At 66.8% G+C, this 19,230-nt stretch carries 15 protein-coding genes and 1 other RNA gene; 5 read left to right on the top strand and 11 right to left on the bottom strand.

The genetic code is table 11. The features are described from left to right. Nucleotides 1-19: 19 nt before the first annotated feature. Nucleotides 20-1,474 (bottom strand): NAD-dependent malic enzyme, encoded by a 1,455-nt coding sequence (locus tag J5M86_RS04665; RefSeq protein WP_188060064.1) that lies wholly within the window; start codon nucleotides 1,472-1,474, stop codon nucleotides 20-22. A 61-nt stretch (nucleotides 1,475-1,535) separates the two neighbouring features. Between J5M86_RS04665 and J5M86_RS04660 the strand changes: the two genes are divergently transcribed. After that, on the top strand, nucleotides 1,536-2,159 hold the full coding sequence (locus J5M86_RS04660) for an SIMPL domain-containing protein (RefSeq protein WP_188060063.1): 624 nt from the start codon (nucleotides 1,536-1,538) through the stop codon (nucleotides 2,157-2,159). A gap of 73 nt (nucleotides 2,160-2,232) precedes the next feature. On the opposite strand, the gene ssrA is transcribed toward J5M86_RS04660, so the two are convergent. The 3 genes from ssrA to J5M86_RS04645 all read right to left on the bottom strand — a co-directional run bounded on the left by ssrA (nucleotide 2,233) and on the right by J5M86_RS04645 (nucleotide 5,004). Continuing rightward, nucleotides 2,233-2,599: a transfer-messenger RNA gene (gene ssrA / locus J5M86_RS04655) on the bottom strand. 137 nt (nucleotides 2,600-2,736) lie between these two features. Beyond that, nucleotides 2,737-4,617, bottom strand: a complete 1,881-nt coding sequence (locus J5M86_RS04650) for a DUF2207 domain-containing protein (RefSeq protein WP_188060062.1) — start codon at nucleotides 4,615-4,617, stop codon at nucleotides 2,737-2,739. 36 nt (nucleotides 4,618-4,653) lie between these two features. Continuing rightward, nucleotides 4,654-5,004 (bottom strand): hypothetical protein, encoded by a 351-nt coding sequence (locus J5M86_RS04645; RefSeq protein ID WP_188060061.1) that lies wholly within the window; start codon nucleotides 5,002-5,004, stop codon nucleotides 4,654-4,656. Between the two features lie 244 nt (nucleotides 5,005-5,248). On the opposite strand from J5M86_RS04645, the gene J5M86_RS04640 reads away from it, so the two are divergent. Further along, a complete protein-coding gene (locus tag J5M86_RS04640) occupies nucleotides 5,249-5,497 on the top strand; it encodes a WhiB family transcriptional regulator (RefSeq protein ID WP_188060060.1) in 249 nt (82 codons plus the stop codon). 14 nt (nucleotides 5,498-5,511) lie between these two features. Here J5M86_RS04640 and J5M86_RS04635 read toward each other — a convergent pair whose 3' ends face one another. Beyond that, the gene (locus J5M86_RS04635; RefSeq protein ID WP_188060059.1) at nucleotides 5,512-7,002 is read right to left on the bottom strand and encodes a sensor histidine kinase; all 1,491 of its coding nucleotides are present in this window, start codon (nucleotides 7,000-7,002) and stop codon (nucleotides 5,512-5,514) included. A gap of 135 nt (nucleotides 7,003-7,137) precedes the next feature. Continuing rightward, entirely contained in the window at nucleotides 7,138-11,964 is a 4,827-nt protein-coding gene (locus J5M86_RS04630; RefSeq protein ID WP_188060058.1) for an NAD-glutamate dehydrogenase, read from the bottom strand. A gap of 113 nt (nucleotides 11,965-12,077) precedes the next feature. Here J5M86_RS04630 and J5M86_RS04625 point away from each other — a divergent pair, with 113 nt between their 5' ends. Together J5M86_RS04625 and J5M86_RS04620 are read left to right on the top strand one after the other, a co-directional pair. Beyond that, on the top strand, nucleotides 12,078-12,614 hold the full coding sequence (locus J5M86_RS04625; protein WP_188060057.1) for a hypothetical protein: 537 nt from the start codon (nucleotides 12,078-12,080) through the stop codon (nucleotides 12,612-12,614). After that, the gene (locus J5M86_RS04620) at nucleotides 12,611-13,108 is read left to right on the top strand and encodes a DUF2505 domain-containing protein (RefSeq protein WP_188060056.1); all 498 of its coding nucleotides are present in this window, start codon (nucleotides 12,611-12,613) and stop codon (nucleotides 13,106-13,108) included. The genes J5M86_RS04625 and J5M86_RS04620 overlap by 4 nt, the downstream gene beginning before the upstream one ends. A 146-nt stretch (nucleotides 13,109-13,254) precedes the next feature. Here J5M86_RS04620 and pruA read toward each other — a convergent pair whose 3' ends face one another. The 5 genes from pruA to J5M86_RS04595 all read right to left on the bottom strand — a co-directional run bounded on the left by pruA (nucleotide 13,255) and on the right by J5M86_RS04595 (nucleotide 18,800). Further along, nucleotides 13,255-14,883, bottom strand: coding sequence for an L-glutamate gamma-semialdehyde dehydrogenase (pruA, locus tag J5M86_RS04615; protein ID WP_188060355.1), 1,629 nt, complete (start codon nucleotides 14,881-14,883; stop codon nucleotides 13,255-13,257). Nucleotides 14,884-15,040: 157 nt separating this feature from the next. Beyond that, complete coding sequence (locus tag J5M86_RS04610; RefSeq protein WP_188060055.1) at nucleotides 15,041-15,457, bottom strand: hypothetical protein; 417 nt, start codon at nucleotides 15,455-15,457, stop codon at nucleotides 15,041-15,043. Nucleotides 15,458-15,473: 16 nt separating this feature from the next. Further along, nucleotides 15,474-16,883, bottom strand: coding sequence for a wax ester/triacylglycerol synthase family O-acyltransferase (locus J5M86_RS04605; RefSeq protein WP_188060054.1), 1,410 nt, complete (start codon nucleotides 16,881-16,883; stop codon nucleotides 15,474-15,476). 13 nt (nucleotides 16,884-16,896) lie between these two features. Continuing rightward, complete coding sequence (locus tag J5M86_RS04600) at nucleotides 16,897-18,174, bottom strand: chromosome partitioning protein (RefSeq protein WP_188060053.1); 1,278 nt, start codon at nucleotides 18,172-18,174, stop codon at nucleotides 16,897-16,899. Next, the gene (locus J5M86_RS04595; protein ID WP_188060052.1) at nucleotides 18,174-18,800 is read right to left on the bottom strand and encodes a hypothetical protein; all 627 of its coding nucleotides are present in this window, start codon (nucleotides 18,798-18,800) and stop codon (nucleotides 18,174-18,176) included. Before J5M86_RS04595 ends, J5M86_RS04600 begins: the two co-directional genes overlap by 1 nt. A 206-nt stretch (nucleotides 18,801-19,006) precedes the next feature. Here J5M86_RS04595 and J5M86_RS04590 point away from each other — a divergent pair, with 206 nt between their 5' ends. Then, a complete protein-coding gene (locus tag J5M86_RS04590; RefSeq protein ID WP_188060051.1) occupies nucleotides 19,007-19,216 on the top strand; it encodes a helix-turn-helix domain-containing protein in 210 nt (69 codons plus the stop codon). Nucleotides 19,217-19,230 lie beyond the last annotated feature (14 nt).

Raw genomic sequence — 19,230 nt, 5'->3', positions numbered from 1 at the left:
AGGGGTGGCTGGGGTCAGATCAGTCGGCGTCGGAGAAGGGCTCGGTCTGCTTGGCGGAGTGCTTCTCGCCCTCCAGTTCCTCGCGCGCGGCCTTCTCCACCGCCCTGGCCACGACGGTCGAGACGTCCGGCTGGAAGACGCTGGGAATGATGTAGGCCGGGTTGAGCTCGTCGGCGCTCACGACGTCTGCGAGTGCTGCAGCGGCCGCCAGCATGATCTTGTCGGAGATGCCGTCGGCGGCAGCGTCCAGCAGTCCGCGGAAAACACCCGGGAAGACCAGCACGTTGTTGATCTGGTTGGCGAAATCACTGCGGCCGGTGGCGACCACCGTCGCGTGCTGCGCGGCGTCGTTGGGGTCGACCTCGGGCATCGGGTTGGCCAGAGCGAAGACAATCGCGTCCTCGTTCATCGTGGCGATGTCGTCGCCGGTGAGGATGTTGGGCCCGGAGACGCCGATGAACACATCGGCGTCCTTCAGCGACTCGCGCAGGGTGCCGGAGAAGTCGCCTGGGTTGGTGTGTTCGGCCACCCAGCCCAGGAAGGGATCGGCGCCGGCGACGATGTCTTCGCGATCGCGCGAGACGACGCCCTTGATGTCGGACACCACGACGTTCGTCGCGCCCGCAGCCAGCAGGAGACGCGTGATGGCAGTGCCGGCGGCGCCGGCGCCCGACTGCACGACCTTGACGTCCTTGAGCTCCTTGTCGACCACCCGCAGTGCATTACGCAGTGCCGCGAGCACGACGATCGCGGTGCCGTGCTGGTCGTCATGGAAGACCGGGATGTCGAGTTCCTCGCGCAGGCGCCGCTCGATGTCGAAGCAACGCGGGGCGGAGATGTCCTCGAGGTTGATGCCGGCGAACACCGGTGCAATTGCCTTGACGGTGGCGATGATCTCCTCAGTGTCCGTGGTGTCGAGGCAGATCGGGAAGGCGTCGATGTCGGCAAAGCGCTTGAAGAGCGCGGCCTTGCCCTCCATCACAGGCATCGCGGCCAGCGGGCCGATGTCACCAAGGCCGAGCACGGCGGTGCCGTCGGTGACCACCGCGATGGTGTTGCGCTTGATCGTGAGACGGCGAGCGTCATCGGGGTTGTCGTGGATCGCCATGCACACGCGTGCCACACCCGGGGTGTAGACCATCGACAGGTCATCGCGGTTGCGGATCGGCTGCTTGCTCTTGATCTCGATCTTGCCGCCCAGGTGCGCCAGGAACGTGCGGTCGCTGACCTTGTGCACCACGACGCCGTGCACGCCGCGCATCGCTTCGACGATCTCGCCAGCGTGGTCACCGTCGCGCGCTGCCACCGTTACGTCGATCCGCAAGCGGTCGGTGTCGGAGGAGGTGATGTCCAAACCGGTGATGAGGCCACCGGTTCGCTCGATCGCTCCGGTCAACTCGCTGATCGCAGTGGCGCGGCCAGGCACTTCCAGTCGGACGGTGATCGAGTTCGAAACGGAAGGCATCGCAGTCATGCGTCTTTCTTACCCTGTTCGAACCGTGGTGCAACACCGACCCGCATGACACGCTTGCTCCATGCAGCCAACCAACTCCGGAGTAACCGTCGTCGGCCGCGCCACCGTCTCCACCGCGTCCGATCGAGTACGCCTCCATCTGGCCGTCGAACAGCAGGCCGAGTCGGGGGCGGACGCACTCAGCCGTTCAGCCGAGGCAGCTCGCACGCTGCGCTCAACCTTGCGCGACGCAGGCATCGACGATCGCCTCGTGCAGACCGTCGGCATGTCGGTGGACGCCCGGTGGGGCGACCAGCAGCAGGTGGTGGGTTACGTTGCGCGACAACGCTTCTGCGCGGTCACCGACAACATCGAACAAGCCGGTGAGCTGCTCGAACGGCTCGGCCGAGCAGTCGGCGACGCGCTGCGGATCGACAACGTCGAGGTGTACGCAAACGACCCTTCGCAGGCGCAGCTCCAGGCCCAGAACGATGCCTTCGCCGATGCCGCAGCGCAGGCCGAACAGCTCGCACGACAGGCCGGCCGTTCACTCGGGGCGGTGCGATCGATCACCACCCTCGACGCCTCCGGCGGCCCGGAAATATATGGCCGCTCCCTGATGGCCGCCGGCAAAGCGGACGCGTTCGCGCCCGGTCAGGTGTCAATCGACGCCCGCCTCCAGGTCACCTGGGACTGGGCCGACTGACGAGTGAGAGTCCATGCACAACAAGAAAGCCTCGCCCTGACGGGCGAGGCGTTCTTGATGACGTGCCGCTCGGTGGTGGAGGTGGCGGGAATCGAACCCGCGTCCGCTCACCACGAGAAGGGACTTCTCCGGGTGCAGTGCGCTGTGGATTTTCTCGGCCCCAGGGCTGGCGCGCACACCTTCCCTGACAGGCCCAGTCGAGTAGAAGTCCCGCGTCGTCCCCCGACATGACGACGCAGCAAGTTCTCTAGCTGACGCCAGACTCTGAGGCGAGAACTAACTCAGGCTGACGGACTTCGAGGCTCGCTCAGGCGGCGAGGGCGAAGTCGGTGCGCTTGTTGTTGGCACCTATTGGTTTGCACGGGGCGTTTACGAGATAACCGTGCATCCTCGACCCGCTTCTCCCTCGTCGGTGATCAACGTCGAAACCGATCACCCCCGAGTTCATGGTGTGCCCGGTGAAGGGCACCCGTGCAGGCACGTCACGCTGTGGAGTTGTCAACTGTTGGAGCTTATCGGTCCAACGGCGGGAAGGACCAACCAATTCCCCGGCAGCGCCGGAGCACTGGGTGGAGCATCACCAGCTGCTGGTGCCGCCGCCTCCACCGCCACCACCGGAGAAGCCGCCTCCGCCACTGAATCCACCTCCGCCGAAGGCCGACCCGCCAGAAGATCCGGGCGTGGAGACGAAAGTGCCCGCCGACACCGTGCCGAAATCATCGATCCCTCCGGCGATCCCGCCGAAGTCGCCACCGATCGGGATGTACCAGACCGGCATCATCAGCGGCTGACCCGCGGCCTCGGCGGCGCGGGCGACCTGTTCGAACTTCTTGGCCCACTGCTCGGCGACGCCGAACACCACCGCGTACGGCATGTAGCGGCTGAAGATCTGCTCGGCCTCCTCGAACCTGATCTTGTCGGCCTCAGCGGTCACCAGGTATTCGCGAAAGCCCATGCTCTGCGCGGTGACGGCGGAGCCGCGCGCCGTTCGGGAAGCCATCTTGCGACCCATGACGATGACGATCGCTCCGGCGAGCGCCAGGCCGATCGGCAGTCCGATCATCAGCGAGCTCAGTGCTGGAAGCATGACGAAACCGAAGACGGCGGCACCGATGAGCGCCATGCCGCCCATCATGAACTGGCCGCGCACCGTCTGCGGGGAACGCCGGAACCAGCCTCGCTGGACGACCTCGGTGTACATCTGGCTCTGCGCTTGGGTGAGCGTCGGCTTGAAGTGGTTCTTCAGCTCCGACAGCAACACCGGCGAGCCGAGCTGGAAGAGCCCATCGAGCAACGTGCGCTCGTAGGGCAGGAGCGAATCGCCTTCGGGCATGCCGAGATAGGTGAGCTGCCAGTCGCTCTTGCCGAAGCGGCCGCCTGACCCCATCTCCTCCATCCGCAGGAACCCGCGAACGGCGAGGTCGACGATTGTCGCCGACACATCGACCGTGCCCGCTTCCTCGTCGATGACGGTGCCCATCAGGCCCGGACGGACGCCGGCAGGAGGTTGGAACTGCACCACCACGGTCTGCTTGCCGCCGCGCTGGACGGTGTCGTCCATCCCTGCCTCGGGTTCGAGACCGGGTGCCATGGCGGCGTACCGCTCGTCGCGCCCGCGCTTCCAGACCGCCGCACCCATCAGGCCGGCGGCAGCCAACGGGAGTGCGACGCCGGCGCCGAGTCCGACGGCCCCCAGGGTGCGTTCGGTCTCCGGCGACATCGACGATCCGCCGCCGGTCTGCGAGTCGTCGATACTCCCCTGCTCCAGTTTCGGGGCGGGGTTGCTGAAGGACGAACCGGGGAAGGCGGCCGCGATCGTCACCTGCTGGTAGGGCTGGAGGCCGCTGGCCGAGTAGGTGGAGGGGCTGCCGGGCGTTGCCTGGCACGGGTCGTCCGAACGGGTGACGCCGTAGAAGCACACCGCCTTCGTCGCCGCAGTGGAGCTCGGACCGACGACGGTGACGCTCACCTTGTCAGTAGGTACGCCGGTCTGCGATCCCGTTGCGTTCCAGTAGAACTCGACGTCGTCCTGCTGCTTGTTGACCACCGAACCGAGCTTGTACTTGACCACATAGGTCTGCACGCCGCGCACCGTGCGGGTGGGTGAACCGACGCGGATGACCGTCATCGCCCCGAAGTCGGACAAATCGACTGCGGAGGGTGCGCCGGTCGGGCTGGTGACCTTGACGTCAGACATCGGGTACACCCGGTACTTGTCGGGCTCGGGGTCGTAGCCCTGGGAGGTGATGATCGCGCGTTTGATGCCGTGCGACTGGTCACCGACGAATTGGTACTTCAGCGTCTCGGTGACGGCGACCGAGCCGTCGGCGTTGAGCTCGTACCTGACGTCGAAGTCGAGGATGCGTTCGCCGCCAGCAGCTCGAGCCGGCGCCATGGGCAAGCCGACCAACACTGCGAGCCACGCCACCGCCAAGAGGCCCGCCCACATTCGTCGCATGCGCTCACCCTACGTCGGCAAGGGCATCCAGCCCCGTCAGTCGGCCGGTTCGGTGGGCACCAGCAACGTGGCTACGAAGGTCGCTGCCGCGAGCCCAATGATCAACCACCCCACCCAGGGCGCTCCCCCGTCGCCGACGCTGAACCCGATCGGCACCAGCAGAGCGTTCCACAGGAGCGTGGGGGTGCGGGCTGCCGCGCGGCGCTGGCTGAGCAGGAAGGCGAGCACTGCGGTGCACGCCGCGAGCACGATGAGAGTGGCAGCGAAAGACCATGACCGGGCTGATCCGCCGTCAATACCGGACCAAAGAGCGAAGGCGATCAGACCGACTGTCTGGACGGCCATCAGGCCGGGTGCAAGCAGCGGACGGATGGTGTCAGCGGGCACGTTAAACCTCGTGTTTTCGCGAAATTCGGGCGTGGTGTGATGAATGACTCACCTTCGAAGTCAAATGAATTCGCGCAAACCCCTTGTGCAACACATGGCGATCTGTGAGCCTTGATCGTCGGCGCGCCCACCAACAGCGTACCGACCCTGATCTACCACCCACGCACGGGTACACACCTGCGGACCCGGCACATCGACACGCACCCGAGGCGATGGCCATACGAATCGAAGGAGTAGGACGACTATGGATTGGCGCGACCGCGCTGCCTGCCTGGACGAGGACCCCGAGCTGTTCTTCCCGATCGGGAACACCGGTCCGGCATTGCAGCAGATCGAGGACGCCAAGGCCGTCTGTCGTCGCTGCGACGTCATCGACACCTGTCTGAAGTGGGCCATCGAATCCGGCCAGGACGCCGGAGTCTGGGGTGGCCTGTCGGAGGACGAACGCCGCGCGATGAAGCGTCGCAACGCACGCGCACGACGCGCCGGCTGACGCACCGTCGACGGTCAGCGACCGTCAGAAGTCTCACGAAGCACCGCCGTGAATTTCACGGCGGTGCCGTTCGTCGTGGCGCTCCACGTGATGTCACCGCCGAGATCGGTGACCAGCGAGCGCACGATCTGGGTGCCCAGGCCCGACCGGCCAGGGTCGAAGTCGCCGGGTAGCCCGGCGCCGTCGTCGCGCACCTCGACGCTCAGCAGGTCGCCCTCGCCACGCATCGTGCGAAGCACGTCCACCACGACCGTGCCGTCCTGCTCGGCGAGACCGTGTTCCACGGCGTTCTGGACGAGTTCGGCCAGCACCATCGCCAGCGCCGTGGCGTCCTCCGAGCGCAAGACACCGAAGGTGCCTTCCAGGCGTCCGGTCACCTGCACTCCCCCACGATTGCCGAGTTCCAGTGCGGCCTGCAGACCCTGTCTGGCCACGTCGTCGAAGTCGAGCTGGTCGTCCAGCCGCGAGGAGAGCGTCTCGTGTACGGAAGCAATCGTGGCCACCCGCCGCACCGCGTCGCCCAGGGCCGCCCGTGCCACAGTGTCGTCGATGCGCCGCGCCTGGAGGCGAAGCACCGCGGCGACGGTTTGCAGGTTGTTCTTCACCCGGTGATGGATCTCGCGGATCGTGACGTCCTTGGTGGCCAGTTCCTGTTCCCGGCGCCGCAGTTCACTCACGTCACGCACGAGCAGCACTGCCCCCGTGCGTGACTCGGCCGCTGTCTCGGTCTCCACCAGAGGGATGGAGCGGAACATGACGGTGGCCGAACGTGTCTGGGCCTCGCCGCGGTGTGCGACCCGTCCCTGCAGGATCTGTCCGAGATCCTCGTCCGCGAGTTGACGCGGCGGCAGGAGCGCGTGAACCGCGGAAGCCAGGTGTACGCCGATCACATCACCCTCGTGTCCGAGCCGGTGCACCGCCGACACCGCGTTGGGGCTGGCATAGCTGACCATGCCGTCGGCGCTCAGCCGCAGGACGCCGTCGCCGACCCTCGGCGCGCCACGGCGGACGTTGGCGATCGGTTCGCTCTGGGGGAAGGCTCCGGCGGCGATCATGCGGGCGAGCGCATCGGCGGTCGCGAGGTAGGTGACTTCCAGCCGACTGGGAGTGCGCATCGACGCGAGATTGGTGTGGCGGGTCAGGACGGCGACGGTGCGATCGCCGCGAACGACCGGGATCGCTTCCTCGCGGATCGGCATGTCGTCGCGCCACACGGTCTGGCCCGCGCGCACGATCTGCTGCTGGTCGTGGGCGCTGCGCACCATGCGGGTACGCGCGGCGGCGATCCTCGTCGCCACCATGTCCTCGGGAAACACCCCGACCCCGGTGGTCGGTCGTACGTGTGCGGCGGCCAGCCAGTCATCGGCGTCGGTTCGCACCCACAACACCAGGTCGGCGAAGGAGAGGTCAGCGATCAGCTGCCAATCACCGACCAGCCGGTGCAACCAGTCGGAGTCGTCCTCACTCACGCCGTGATGACCCAGCACGTCATTCAGAGTGGGCATGTCGTCCTTCCGCGCCGAGGTGGTGCGCTGTCGCGATCAGCGTGCCACCCGCAGTGGAGAGGTTCGCAGGCAGCCCGGCAAGAGCGGAGCCCACCCGCCGATGACCGGCGGGTGGGCTCGTGACTCGTCATGCAGTTAGCTGGCGCTGCCCGAACGGATCGCTCCGCGCAGGGTGCGCAACGCCACGGACAACGGAGCAAGGCTCGGGTGGGGCAATGCCTTGATCGCGTCGAGCCCGGACAATGCGCGGCCGACGGAGTCGGGATTCTCCTCAAGCCACTGAGCCACCCGATCCGCCGGATCGGCGTCGCTGGGTGTGCCGGCGAGCACCGCCGCAGTGAATGACTCGAGAACGACATAGAGATCGTCCCGCATGGCTCCGCGGGCCAATGAATCCCACCGGTCCTCTCGGGGCAATGCCGATACCGCGCCGAGCATGGTGTCGATACCGACCCGTTCCGACACCGCGAAGTAGACCCCGGCCACGGCGGAGGGTTCCTCCTTCGTGGCGATCGAGAGTTCACTGACGTCGAGCAAGGAGAAGACGTCCAGGAGCCCGGCAGCGCGTCCTGCCAGCTGCGTGGGCACCCCATCCCGCTCCAACGCCGACCGATTGCGCTCCCAGCGTTCGCGCTCGCTGCCTCGCAGCAGGTCGGGCACCTGCGCGGTCAGCGCAGCCACCGTGCCGGAGAACCGTTCGATCTCGGAGGTGATGTCGAGCGAGGTCGGGCGGTTGTTGATCAACCAGCGCGCAGCCCGATCGAGCAGACGTCGGAACTCCAGGTAGAGCTTGGTCTGGGCGTCGGTGGAGATCTCGTTGTCGAGCGCCTCGACCTGGGCCACGAAACCACTCAGATCGAAAACCTCCCGGGCGATGACGTACGCCCGCGCGATCTGCTCCGCGGAGGCTCCGGTCTCCTCGACCACCCGGAAGGCAAAGGTGATGCCACCCCGATTGACCAGTGAGTTGGCCACCGAGTTGACGATGATTTCCCGCTTCAACGGGTGATCCTCCAACTCGCCGGCGAACCGGTCGCGGATCTGCTGCGGGAAGTAGTCGACCAACGTGCGGCTGAACCACGGGTCATCGGTCAGCTTGCTCGACGCCAGATCGGTCTTCAACGCCAACTTGGCGTAGGCGACCAGGACGGCGAGTTCCGGCGAGGTCAGGCCGGTGTCGGCTTTCAGTCGCTCGTCGATCTCGCTGTCGGACGGCAGGAATTCGAGTGCGCGGTCGAGTTCCTGACGCGACTCCAGCCAGCGGATCAACCGCTGGTGGACGGTGACCATCACCGAGGTCTGTGCCCGAGCGTTGCCCAGCAGGGTGTTCTGCTCGTAGTTCGTGCGCAGCACGGTGCGGCCCACCTCGTCGGTCATCGACACCAGGATCTCGTTGCGCTCATCCAGGTCGAAGCGTCCCCGCTTCATCAGGTCGGTGAGCAGGATCTTGATGTTGACCTCGTGGTCGGAGGTGTCGACGCCAGCGGAGTTGTCGATGGCGTCGGTATTGATCCGGACGCCCTTGGACGCGGCTTCGATGCGTCCGAGCTGGCTGGCTCCGAGGTTGCCGCCCTCCCCCACGACCTTGCAGCGCAGTTGGGAGCCATTGACACGGATCGCATCGTTGGCCCGGTCGCCGATCGAGCTGTTCGACTCCGACTGCGCCTTGATGTAGGTGCCGATCCCGCCGTTCCACACCAGGTCGACCGGCGCCTGCAGGATGGCGTGGATGAGGTCGGACGGTGTCATCTCGGTGACCTCGGCAGCGAGGCCGAGACGCTCGCGCACCTGTGCAGTGATCGACACCGACTTCGCGGTGCGTGGGTAGACGCCACCACCCTCGGAGATCAGCGACCTGTCGTAGTCGTCCCACGACGACCGCGGCAGGTCGAAGAGTCGGCGACGCTCGGCGTGCGAGGCGGCTGCTTCGGGGTCGGGGTCGAGGAAGATGTGGCGGTGGTCGAAGGCGGCCACGAGCCGGATGTGCTCCGACAGCAGCATCCCGTTGCCGAAGACGTCGCCGCTCATGTCGCCGATCCCGACCACGGTGAAGTCCTGGGTCTGGGTGTCATGGCCCATCTCGCGGAAGTGCCGTTTCACCGACTCCCAGGCGCCCCGGGCCGTGATGCCCATGCCCTTGTGGTCGTAGCCGGCCGAGCCGCCGGACGCGAAGGCGTCCGCGAGCCAGAATCCTCGCTCGGTGGCGACGCCGTTGGCGATGTCGGAGAAGGACGCGGTGCCCTTGTCGGCCGCGACCACCAGGTAGGTGTCGTCCTCGTCATGGCGCACGACATCCGTGGGTGGCACGACCTCGCCGTCGACCAGATTGTCGGTGACATCGAGCATGCCGCCGATGAACCGCTTGTAGGCCTCGATGCCCTCAGCCATCCAGGCGTCCCGATCGCTCGGGCTCGGCAACTGCTTGGCGTAGAAACCACCCTTGGAGCCGCTCGGCACGATGACGGCGTTCTTGACCATCTGTGCCTTGACCAGGCCGAGCACCTCGGTGCGGAAGTCTTCGCGACGATCACTCCAGCGCAGGCCTCCGCGGGCCACCTTGCCGAAGCGCAGGTGGACGCCCTCGACGCGCGGGCTGTAGACCCAGATCTCGAACTTCGGGCGCGGATGCGGCATGCCCGGCACCGCTGCGCAGTAGATCTTGAAGCTGATGACCTCGCGGTCGTCCTGGTAGGCATTCGTACGCAGGATGGCCATGATCGCGCCCCGGAACGTGCGCAGGATCCGGTCGTGGTCGAGGCTGGCAACCTGCGCCAGGCCCTCGTCGATGCGCTCGTTGATCTGCGCCTGCTCGGCAGCGCGGTCACCGGCGAGTTCGGGATCGAAGCGGGCTTCGAAGAGAGCCACCAGTTCACCGGTGAGCTCGACGTTCGCCACCAGAGCTTGCTCGACGTACTCCTGGCTGAAGGGCAGGCCCACCTGACGCAGGTAACGCGACAGCGCACGGAGCCTGGTCACCTGGCGGGAGGTGAGGCCACCGGCCAACACGAGCGCATTGAGCCCGTCGCTCTCGCCACGCTTCTCCCAGACGGCCGCGAAGGCGTCCTGGAAACGTTCGCGGACCGAGGTCACTTCCTCGTCACTACCCCAGATCTGCGCCGAGGGCGCGCGCAGACCGAAGTCGTAGATGTGGATGAGTTCGCCGTCGGCGCGGTTCATGGAATAGGGACGCTCGTCGGTGACCTGCACGCCAAGATCGGTGAAAATCGGCATGATGTCGGTCAGCACGACGGAGTTGCGCCGGAACAGCTTGAACCGCCGCTCGCGCGGGTCGGCAGTGGGGTCGCGGTAGAGCGTCAACCGGGTGTCGTCGGCGTCCTGCAGTGCTTCGATGTGGCGCAGATCGGCCACGCCCTGACGGGGGCCGAAGTCTTCCTTGTACGCCTCCGGAAACGCATTGGCGTACAACGACATCACTCGGGCCGAGGAGTCCTCGCCGTCTTCTTCCCTGGCGTGCATGCCCAGCTGCTCCGACCAGGTCTGGGTGGAGCGCAAGAGGTCGTCGCGCAACTTCGCGTCGTCGACCTCGGGCCGTTCGGGGCCCGGCTCGAAGCGCACCACGAAGTGGATGCGGGCCAGCTCGGAATCACTGACATTGGTCGTGTAGTCGATCGATTCCGCTCCGAAGGCGCGCTGCAAAATGTCGGCCATCGCCAGGCGCACACGGGTGGTGTACCGATCGCGCGGGATGTAGACCATGAAGCTGGCGAAACGCCCGAACTCGTCATCCCGGCGCAGCACGTACGGGATGCGGCGTTCCTGCACCCGGAGCACCTGATCGGCAACCGACTGCAACTCCTCGGTACGCAGTTGGAACAGTTCGTCGCGCGGATAGGTCTCCAGGATGCGTAGCAGGTCTTTGCCGGAGTGGCTGTCGAGCGCGTACCCGGAGGCGTCGATCACCGCGCCGGTGCGCTCACGAAGAATTGGGATGCGTCGCACCGACTCCAGGTACGCACTTGAGGAGAACAGGCCGAGGAACCGGCGCTCACCGATCACGTTGCCCTGCTCGTCGAAGGTGCGCAGACCGATGTAGTCCAGGTGAGCCGGTCGGTGCACCGTGGAACGCGAGTTCGCCTTGGTCACCGTGATCAGGTGCGGTTCGCGCGCCGTGCGGCGCGCATGCGGGGTCAGGCGCGAGAAGGCCTGCGAGGACGGCGCGTCGTAACGCAGCAGCCCGAGGCCGGTGCCCGAGACGCCGCGCAGCACATCTTCACCGTCGACGATGTCGAGTGCGTACTCCCGGTAACCCAGGAAGGTGAAGTGTTCGTCGGCCAACCACCGCAGGAATGCCTGGGTGCGCTCGATGATGTCGGGCCGCACCGAACTGGGCGGATTGGCCTCGAGGTCGGCGATGATGACGTCGCACTGAGTGCGCATCTTCTCCCAGTCGGCCACGGCGTCACGAACATCGTCGAGCACACCGTGAACGGCCTTGACCAGTTCGTCATCGGTGCTGGTGTCAGCGCCGAGGTCGATCTGCAGATGCATCCACGACTCGATCGTGGGAGACATCCCGGCGGGCTGCTCATCGACCTCGAGCGCGCGCACCAGCGTCCCGGCTGCGTCACGCTCCACCCAGATCTGTGGGTGGATGACCATGTGCACCTTGCGCCCTCGGGCAGCCAACGCCGCTGTCACCGAGTCGACCAGGAAGGGCATGTCGTCGGTGACGATCTGCAGCGCGGCGTACGAGGAATTCCAACCGTGGACGTCCGACGTCGGCCTGATCAGCTGCACATTGGCCCGGCCGGGTGGCCTGTGCCTGGCCAACTCGACATGGGTGTGCACCAGGCCGTGCAGGTTGGCGGGGCCGATCGCGTCCCGGTCTTCGGGTGCAACATGGCGGAAATACCGCTCGCTCAACTGCTCGGTGCACCCCCCGTCGACACAATCGGTGGATGCGTTCTCACGCAGGGAAACGTCCTGGGGGTCACCAGACATTGAGCTAACAACCTCGTGGGTGCGATGTGTGACGCACGTCGTTGTACGCCACTGGCGACCATATCGCCTGTGTGAACTACGCCACAGTTCGGGCGCGGCGTACCCTGTCGGCCATGTCCTTTCCCGCCGAAGCGCCAGCCGACCCGCACCCCGTCGCGCGACGCCTCGCCTCGGTGGTGCCACGGCTGCTGGCGGTGCAGCCGGAGGCGGTCACCGGCACGACCACCGACACCATCAACCAAGCGCTCGAGCAGGTGGCCGAGGCTCTGCTGTCCTGGCACGACGCGATGTTCGGCGGACCGCTGCCGCAGTTGACCCTTGCCGACGAGATCGATCCCGAGGACGGTTTCCGCCCGCTCGGCTCGGCGCCGCCGGACTGTACCGGTCTGAGTGCTGCCGGCTACGACCTGCGACGGATCGGCAGGTTGCTGCAAGGGATCGTGGACGACCTCGGCGACGAAAGTCTGCGCATGATCGGCCAACGGCTCACCGACATGGTCGAAGCCCTCGCGTCCGCGCTGAGCAAGCACGCCGAGGATCTGCGCGGGCTGGTGCCGGGTGGCAGTGCGCCCGCCGATACCCGGGCCGCACGCGTGGCGCGAGCCGAACGCATCCTGCAGCGGCAGGTGCTGGCTATTCTGCGCGCATGAAGATCGAGCGCTCCTGGACCTACCCGGCATCCGTCACCGACGTCTACGCGATGATCACCGACGAGGCATACCAGCGCCGCAAGGCCGAAGCGACCAGCACCGACGGCGGCACCGTCGACCTGGCCCAGACCTCGGACGGCGCGGTGATCACCGTCTCGCGCGTGCTGCCCACCGACGCCTTCCCGGAGAACATCCGAGCCATGGTCGGCAAGACGATCACCGTCGTGGAGACACAGAACTGGGGACCGGCCGCCGCTGACGGTGCACGCACGGCTGATCTCGCCGTGGACGTCAAGGGCACCCCGGCATCGATGAACGGCACGGTCACGCTGACTCCGTCGTCGGAGCACGAGACGCGGCTGTCTGTGATCGGTGATCTCAAAGGCGGCATCCCGATCATCGGTGGCCGCATCGAGAAGGCCGCGGCTCCCTCCTTCGTCCAGGCCCTCGTGCTCGAGGAGGAGGTCGGCCTCGCCTATCTGGCCGAGCGCTGACCACGTAGCTCAGAACACCGATCGCGTTGGAGCCCAAAGGGTTTCCAACGCGATCGGTGTTCTGAGCCCGTCCGGGGCCCGGCCTGCGGGTCAGCCCGTGAGCCGCCGCTCGCCTCACTGGCGTCCGACCCGCGTGTGAATCGGGTTCAGCCCATGTGGGGGTATTCGTAGGACGTCGGCGGCACGAAGGTCTCCTTGATGGAGCGCGGGCTGGTCCAGCGCATCAGGTTGGCCGCGGAACCGGCCTTGTCATTGGTACCGCTGGCGCGGCCACCGCCGAAAGGCTGCTGGCCAACGACGGCACCGGTGGGCTTGTCGTTGATGTAGAAGTTGCCGGCGGCGAAGCGCAGGCGCGCGGTGGCGTCCGCGATCACGGCGCGGTCCTGGGCGATGATCGAGCCGGTGAGTGCGTAGGGCGCCACCGATTCCATCTGGTCGAGCACCTTGTCGAACTGCCGGTCGGGGTAGACGTGCACCGCGAGGATCGGGCCGAAGTACTCGGTGGAGAAGACCGCGTTGTCGGGGTCACCGACCTCCAGCACGGTGGGACGCACGAAGTAGCCGACCGAGTCGTCGTAGGTGCCACCGGCGAGCACCGAGATGTCCTTGTGCGAGTGCGCCATGTCGATGGCTTCCTTGTGCTTGGCGAAGGCCTTGTCGTCGATCACCGCGCCCATGAAATTGCCGAAGTCGCGCACATCGCCCTGCAGGATCCCGTCGGTGATCGACACCAGATCGTCCTTGATTTTCTTCCACAGCGACGCCGGCACGTACGCCCGACTCGCCGCCGAACACTTCTGCCCTTGGTACTCGAAGGCGCCGCGGATCATCGCCGTGCGCAGGACGTCCGGGTCGGCCGAGGGGTGGGCCAGGATGAAGTCCTTGCCGCCGGTCTCCCCCACGAGCCGGGGGTAGGTGCGATAGGTCGAGAGGCGCGAACCCACCTCCTGCCACAGGTGCTGGAAGGTCGGGGTGGAGCCGGTGAAGTGGATGCCGGCCAGGTCGGCATCGGCGAGCGCCACCTTGCTGACGTTGAGTCCGTCACCAGTGACCATGTTGATGACGCCCGCTGGCATGCCGGCCTCTTCGAGCAGTTCCATCGTCACCTGCGCGGCACGCTGCTGGGTGGGGCTGGGCTTCCAGACCACCGTGTTGCCCATGAGAGCCGGCGCCGTCGGCAGGTTGCCGGCGATGGCCGTGAAGTTGAAGGGCGTGATCGCGTAGACGAAGCCTTCGAGCGGCCGGTGGTCGGTGCGGTTCCAGATGCCGCGCGCGTTGGCCGGCGGCTGCTCGGCCAAGATCTGCCGGGCGAAGTGGACGTTGAACCGCCAGAAATCGATCAGCTCGCAGGCCGAGTCGATCTCCGCCTGGTAACAGGTCTTGCTCTGGCCCAGCATCGTTGCGGCGTTGAGGCGCTGTCGATATGGGCCGGCGAGCAGGTCCGCGGCCTTGAGGATGATCGCTGCCCGGTCGTCGAAGCTCAGCGCCCTCCAGGCCGGTGCGGCATCCTTGGCGGCCCGCACCGCAGCCTGCGCATCGCCCACGGTGGCGTTCTTCATGGTGCCCAGCACAGACCGGTGATCGTGCGGTTGCCGCACCCCGATCGCCCGTCCGCCGCCCATGACGCGCTTGCCGGCGATGGTGTGCGGGAGGTCGACCTGCTCGCTGCCGATCTGCTGCAACGCCAGCTCCAGATTCGCCCGCTCCAGGCTGCCCGGCGCGTAGTCCAGAACCGGCTCGTTGATCGGTGCGGGCGGGGTTGTCACTGCGTCCATGAAAGGTGGCTCCTGGTCGATGACGTTCGGCTTCGAATGTTCATCCATCGTGTCAGACCCACATTCGTCGTCGTCGAGACCGCCGTGACTGGTTCGCAAACGCAGGAACGTACAAACGCGGCGCCTGTTCGCTGGAGGCGCCGCGTTGTGCTCTGGGCTACTGCTGGTCGAGCACTTCCATGACGAGCGCAAGCTCGGTGGCGTCGAACCACGACAGCTCGATCTCCTCATCCGGGTCTGCTGCGGCAGCCGCGCGGTCGATGAGGTGGAAGCTGGCAAAACGCTTGAGCAGCAGCGGCCCTCGCACCGTGACCTTCGCGTCGGAGTCGCCGTCGACCACTGCGCTCTCAGCAACATCGACCGCACCGACGACCGGAGCATCCTCGGCGATCGCGCAGAGGGCGGCGTCCTGCATGGCTGCGTACTCGTGCTGCTCTTCGTCGTCGGCCCCTGACGACTGCGCGCGAACAGCGTCGGTGACGGCGAAGCCGTCGAGGCTGTCAGCGGACAGTGACCTGCTGTCGGACAACGTCCGCAGGTCGTCGGTGTGCAGTGGGAGGTAGACGCGTCGCATGGTCGACATGGTGTCCTCAGCTCTCGGTGACCAGTTCGGCCAGCGCTTCCTCGATGCACTGACCGAGCATCTCGACATCCGGCATGGAGTCGCGATCGGCGGTGAGGCCGAAGTAGACCTTGCCGTTGTAGGAGGTGAGTCCGATCGCGAGCGCCTGACCCTTGGCCAGGGGAATCACCGGGTAGGAGCCGACCATCTCGGCGTCAGCTGCGTAGAGAGCCTGCTGCGGCCCGGGCACATTGGTGATCACGAGGTTGAACATGCGTCGCGACATCGCATTGCCCAGACGTGCTCCGAGGGAGTGCAGGGTGGGCGGCGCGAACCCGGAGAGGCTCGACAACGAACGGGCACCGACGGCGGTGCGGGAATCGACCTGTTGCTGCATCGAATACGCGATCTGGTGCAGTCGCATGCGGGCGTTGGGCTCGCCCACTGGAAGGTCGACGAAGCAGGCGGTCACCTGATCCTGCTCGTCGTCGTCACCGACGCTGTGGGTGCTCACCGGCACCATCGCGCGGATCGTCGCGCCGCTGTCGACGGCCTGGCCGCGCGCCATCAGCCACGCCCGCAGACCTCCGGTGACTGCGGCAAGGACGACGTCGTGCACGGTGACGTGTTCGTTGCCGTTGCCCTTGGTGATGCGCGTACGCACCTTCTGGTAATCGCCGAGCTTGCTCTCCAGCATCACGTACCGGCGGTAGCCGCCGATGGCGGTGTTGAGCGGGCTGTGGGGTGCCGGGCGGGCTGCGGTGCGCGCGAGCATCCCGAGCAGATCGGTCGCCGATCCGGCGACGCGACGGGTGAGGGTGTGCATGTTGGAGACGGTGTGCACGCTGTCCTGGATCACCCGACCGGGGCTGCGGACCATCGACCAGATGCCGTCAGCGATGAGTTCGAGACCGCTGGGGGCAGGGCGGGCGCGCCAGGTGTGCGGGATCTGGTCTTCGCGACCGGCGTCCGGGTCGACGATGACCTGCCCGATGTCGATGGCGTTGACGCCGTCGACGAGCGCCTGGTGGGTCTTGGTGACGATTGCGAACCGTCCGCGTTCGAGCCCTTCCACGAGGTAGAGCTCCCACAACGGCCGATCCCGGTCGAGGGCACGCGCCTGGATACGACCGACGAACTCCTCCAACTGCGCGACCGACCCTGGTTTGGGCAGCGCCGAACGACGCACGTGATAGGTGATGTCGAAGTCGGCGTCGTCGACCCACACCGGGTTGCTGATGCGCCCGGGCGTGTGCTGCACACGCTGCCGGTAGCGCGGCACGAACGCGATGCGGTTGCTGACGAGGTCGATGATGTTCTCGTAGTCGAAGCCCTCCTTGGGAGGGTCGAAGACCATGACGGAGCCGACGTGCATGGGCATGGCGGCGTCCTCGAGGTAGAGGAAGGATGCGTCGAGCGAAGTGAGTCTGTCAACCACGTCGCACATCGTCTCATCCCGTGCGCAGTGCCAACCTCCCCCGACGCGATCGGCTGGTCGCGCGAGTGGCCAGGCCGAGATGCGCTTCGGCCAGCGTCTGCAGCGCGCCCACGAGTGGCGAGGAGGGCGCCGCCTCCACGACCGATCGCCCGGCGAGCAACGCCGCGTCCAGCACGTCGCGATCATCGGGGATGAGGACGGGTTCGATGGCACTGAACCGGCGCAGCGCATCGGCGATCTGTTGCTCCGGTCGTCGCCCGGCCGCGCCCGGTCTCACCTTGGTGACGACTGCGACCGGAGGGCGGTGCGTGACCTCGCTGAGGTCGTCGATCACGCGGACGAGGCGGCTCAGGCCGATCGGATCGCCCGAACCCAGCATGAGAATCTCGTCTGCCTCCATGAGCATCGTGCGGGTCGCCGCATTCCGTTGCGGCGCAAGGGTGTCGAAGCTGAGCTCCTCGTCGGTCTCCATCGGGGCAGCGACATCGACGATCGTCCAACGGTGCATTCTGCGCGAGGCTTGGAGTACCGCTTCGAGGGCCGCGGGTCGTAGCTCAGGCCAGCGGTCGGACCGCGGTAAGCCGGTGAGGATGCGCAGTCGCTCGCCGATGAGCGGAGCAACCCCGGCCAATGTGATGGTGTCGAGCCGGCCCGCCTCGGCCAGCCTGGTCGCAGCCGCGATGCCGGGCGCCTCGTCGAGAATGCCGAACAGCTGCGCCTGTGACGCCGCATACGTGTCGGCGTCGATCAGCAGGGTCGGGGCTTCGCGAGCCAGCAGCACGGCGAGGTTGGCGGCGACCACGGAACGGCCGGGCGCACCCCCAGCGCCCCAGACCACGATGACGCGACCTTGCTCATCACCCGCATCAGGTGATGCGGCCTGCACCTCATGCTCAGCGTCTACGCCATTGGAGGAGACGGGTGCTGGCGTGGCCTCCAACTCGGCGGCGGCTGCGGCCCGTACGACCTCGACCGTCTCGGCCTCGGTGGCGCGCTCGGGCAGCAACCAGGTGACGCCCCATTCGCGCAGGGTGCGCTCCTGCGACTCATCGGCGTGTACGCCGACGACACGGCAGCCTTGCGCAACGAGCCGGTGCACGGTGGAGCGGTCGATGCCCGGCAGATCGGCCGAGACCAGCGCTACCTGGGCGCGTCCGGCGTCAATGACGGCGAGCACCTCGGCCAGGTCAGCGCATCGACGCACCAGGGCCAGACCGTCGGCCGACCCGAGCGCGGCCGCGAGATCGGCCTCGGCGTGCGCGTTGACGCCGGTGATCACTGCGACAGCCATCAGGCTGCCTTCATCGGCGAACCTGCTGCCGGCACGAGGGTGACCTTCGCTCCCCCGTTCACCGCGGCAATGATCGTGGCGACCTTGTCATCGGGCACCAGCACGTGCACCTGGTCACCGCCGGAGGACACTCCAAGCCCGGAGCCGGACGCCGGCACCCGATGGACGGTCGCTCGCACCACTTCACGGGTGGGCTGCTCGAAATCGTTCGTACCGGTCGAGCCGGCAGTGCGCCGGGCGACCCAGACGTCCACCACCGAACCACGCACCAACGCCGAGGCCTGTGAGGCTGCAACCGGCAACCCGACACTCTTGGCACGCACCTGGGCGGCCGAACCCACCGCACTGGTGGGCACGAGCTCCCCGGCCCGCACCTCGCGCACGACAGTGCCGGTCGGGCGCTGCCCCGAAACGAAATAGCGCTTCTGACCGCCGTCGATGCGCACCTTCACCACTTCGAGGTCGGTGGCCGAGACGGTGTCACCGGGCAGGAGCGTGCGCTTGGCCCGCAACACCTCCACCGAGCTGTCGAAATGACGCAGCGTCATCGCTCCCAAGAGCATGGCCGCGAGCACAAGCACGACGCCCAGCACGAGGCGTCCATCACGCCAGGACGGCTTCTGCATCCTGCGTACGGACCGATCCGACGCGGTCCGGTTCGAACGGGTTGTCTCCCCCATCGCCTGCAACTTCCTTTGTTCCTGATCCATCGCCGACATCGTGCGTCGAGATGGCCGCATCGGCGGGCTTTCCACAGGTAAAGGTTTGTTAAGGGCCGCGATGAGCCACAATGGAGGCCGTCCAGCACGCCCTGCTCCGGAGAGGAAAAGTCGTGGCCGCTCGCTTCTTGCAGATCGCAGACGTGGCAGAGATCCTGAACATCTCCGCCCGGGCGGTCTATGCGCTGATCAGTTCCGGCGAGCTACCCGCGATCAAGGTGGGCAAGTCGTGGCGGATCGAGGCGGAGCAGTTGGAGGCCTACATCCAGCGCGGCTACGCCGACACCAAAGCGCGCGTCGACGCGGGCACCTTGCAGCAATAGGGGTCTGGCCGAAT

This window comes from Yimella sp. cx-51, assembly GCF_017654605.1.
Classification (GTDB): Bacteria; Actinomycetota; Actinomycetes; order Actinomycetales; family Dermatophilaceae; genus Yimella.
Note: the sequence above shows the minus strand (reverse complement) of the source record. Positions and strands in the feature narration are given on the sequence as shown.

Bases quoted from the DNA above. Each gene is read 5' to 3' on its own strand.
- J5M86_RS04665 (WP_188060064.1), bottom strand. From the start codon at position 1,474: ATGACTGCGATGCCTTCCGTTTCGAACTCGATCACCGTCCGACTGGAA.
- J5M86_RS04660 (WP_188060063.1), top strand. From the start codon at position 1,536: ATGCAGCCAACCAACTCCGGAGTAACCGTCGTCGGCCGCGCCACCGTC.
- J5M86_RS04650 (WP_188060062.1), bottom strand. From the start codon at position 4,617: ATGCGACGAATGTGGGCGGGCCTCTTGGCGGTGGCGTGGCTCGCAGTG.
- J5M86_RS04640 (WP_188060060.1), top strand. From the start codon at position 5,249: ATGGATTGGCGCGACCGCGCTGCCTGCCTGGACGAGGACCCCGAGCTG.
- J5M86_RS04635 (WP_188060059.1), bottom strand. From the start codon at position 7,002: ATGCCCACTCTGAATGACGTGCTGGGTCATCACGGCGTGAGTGAGGAC.
- J5M86_RS04630 (WP_188060058.1), bottom strand. From the start codon at position 11,964: ATGTCTGGTGACCCCCAGGACGTTTCCCTGCGTGAGAACGCATCCACC.
- J5M86_RS04625 (WP_188060057.1), top strand. From the start codon at position 12,078: ATGTCCTTTCCCGCCGAAGCGCCAGCCGACCCGCACCCCGTCGCGCGA.
- J5M86_RS04620 (WP_188060056.1), top strand. From the start codon at position 12,611: ATGAAGATCGAGCGCTCCTGGACCTACCCGGCATCCGTCACCGACGTC.
- pruA (WP_188060355.1), bottom strand. From the start codon at position 14,883: ATGGACGCAGTGACAACCCCGCCCGCACCGATCAACGAGCCGGTTCTG.
- J5M86_RS04610 (WP_188060055.1), bottom strand. From the start codon at position 15,457: ATGCGACGCGTCTACCTCCCACTGCACACCGACGACCTGCGGACGTTG.
- J5M86_RS04600 (WP_188060053.1), bottom strand. From the start codon at position 18,174: ATGGCTGTCGCAGTGATCACCGGCGTCAACGCGCACGCCGAGGCCGAT.
- J5M86_RS04595 (WP_188060052.1), bottom strand. From the start codon at position 18,800: ATGCAGAAGCCGTCCTGGCGTGATGGACGCCTCGTGCTGGGCGTCGTG.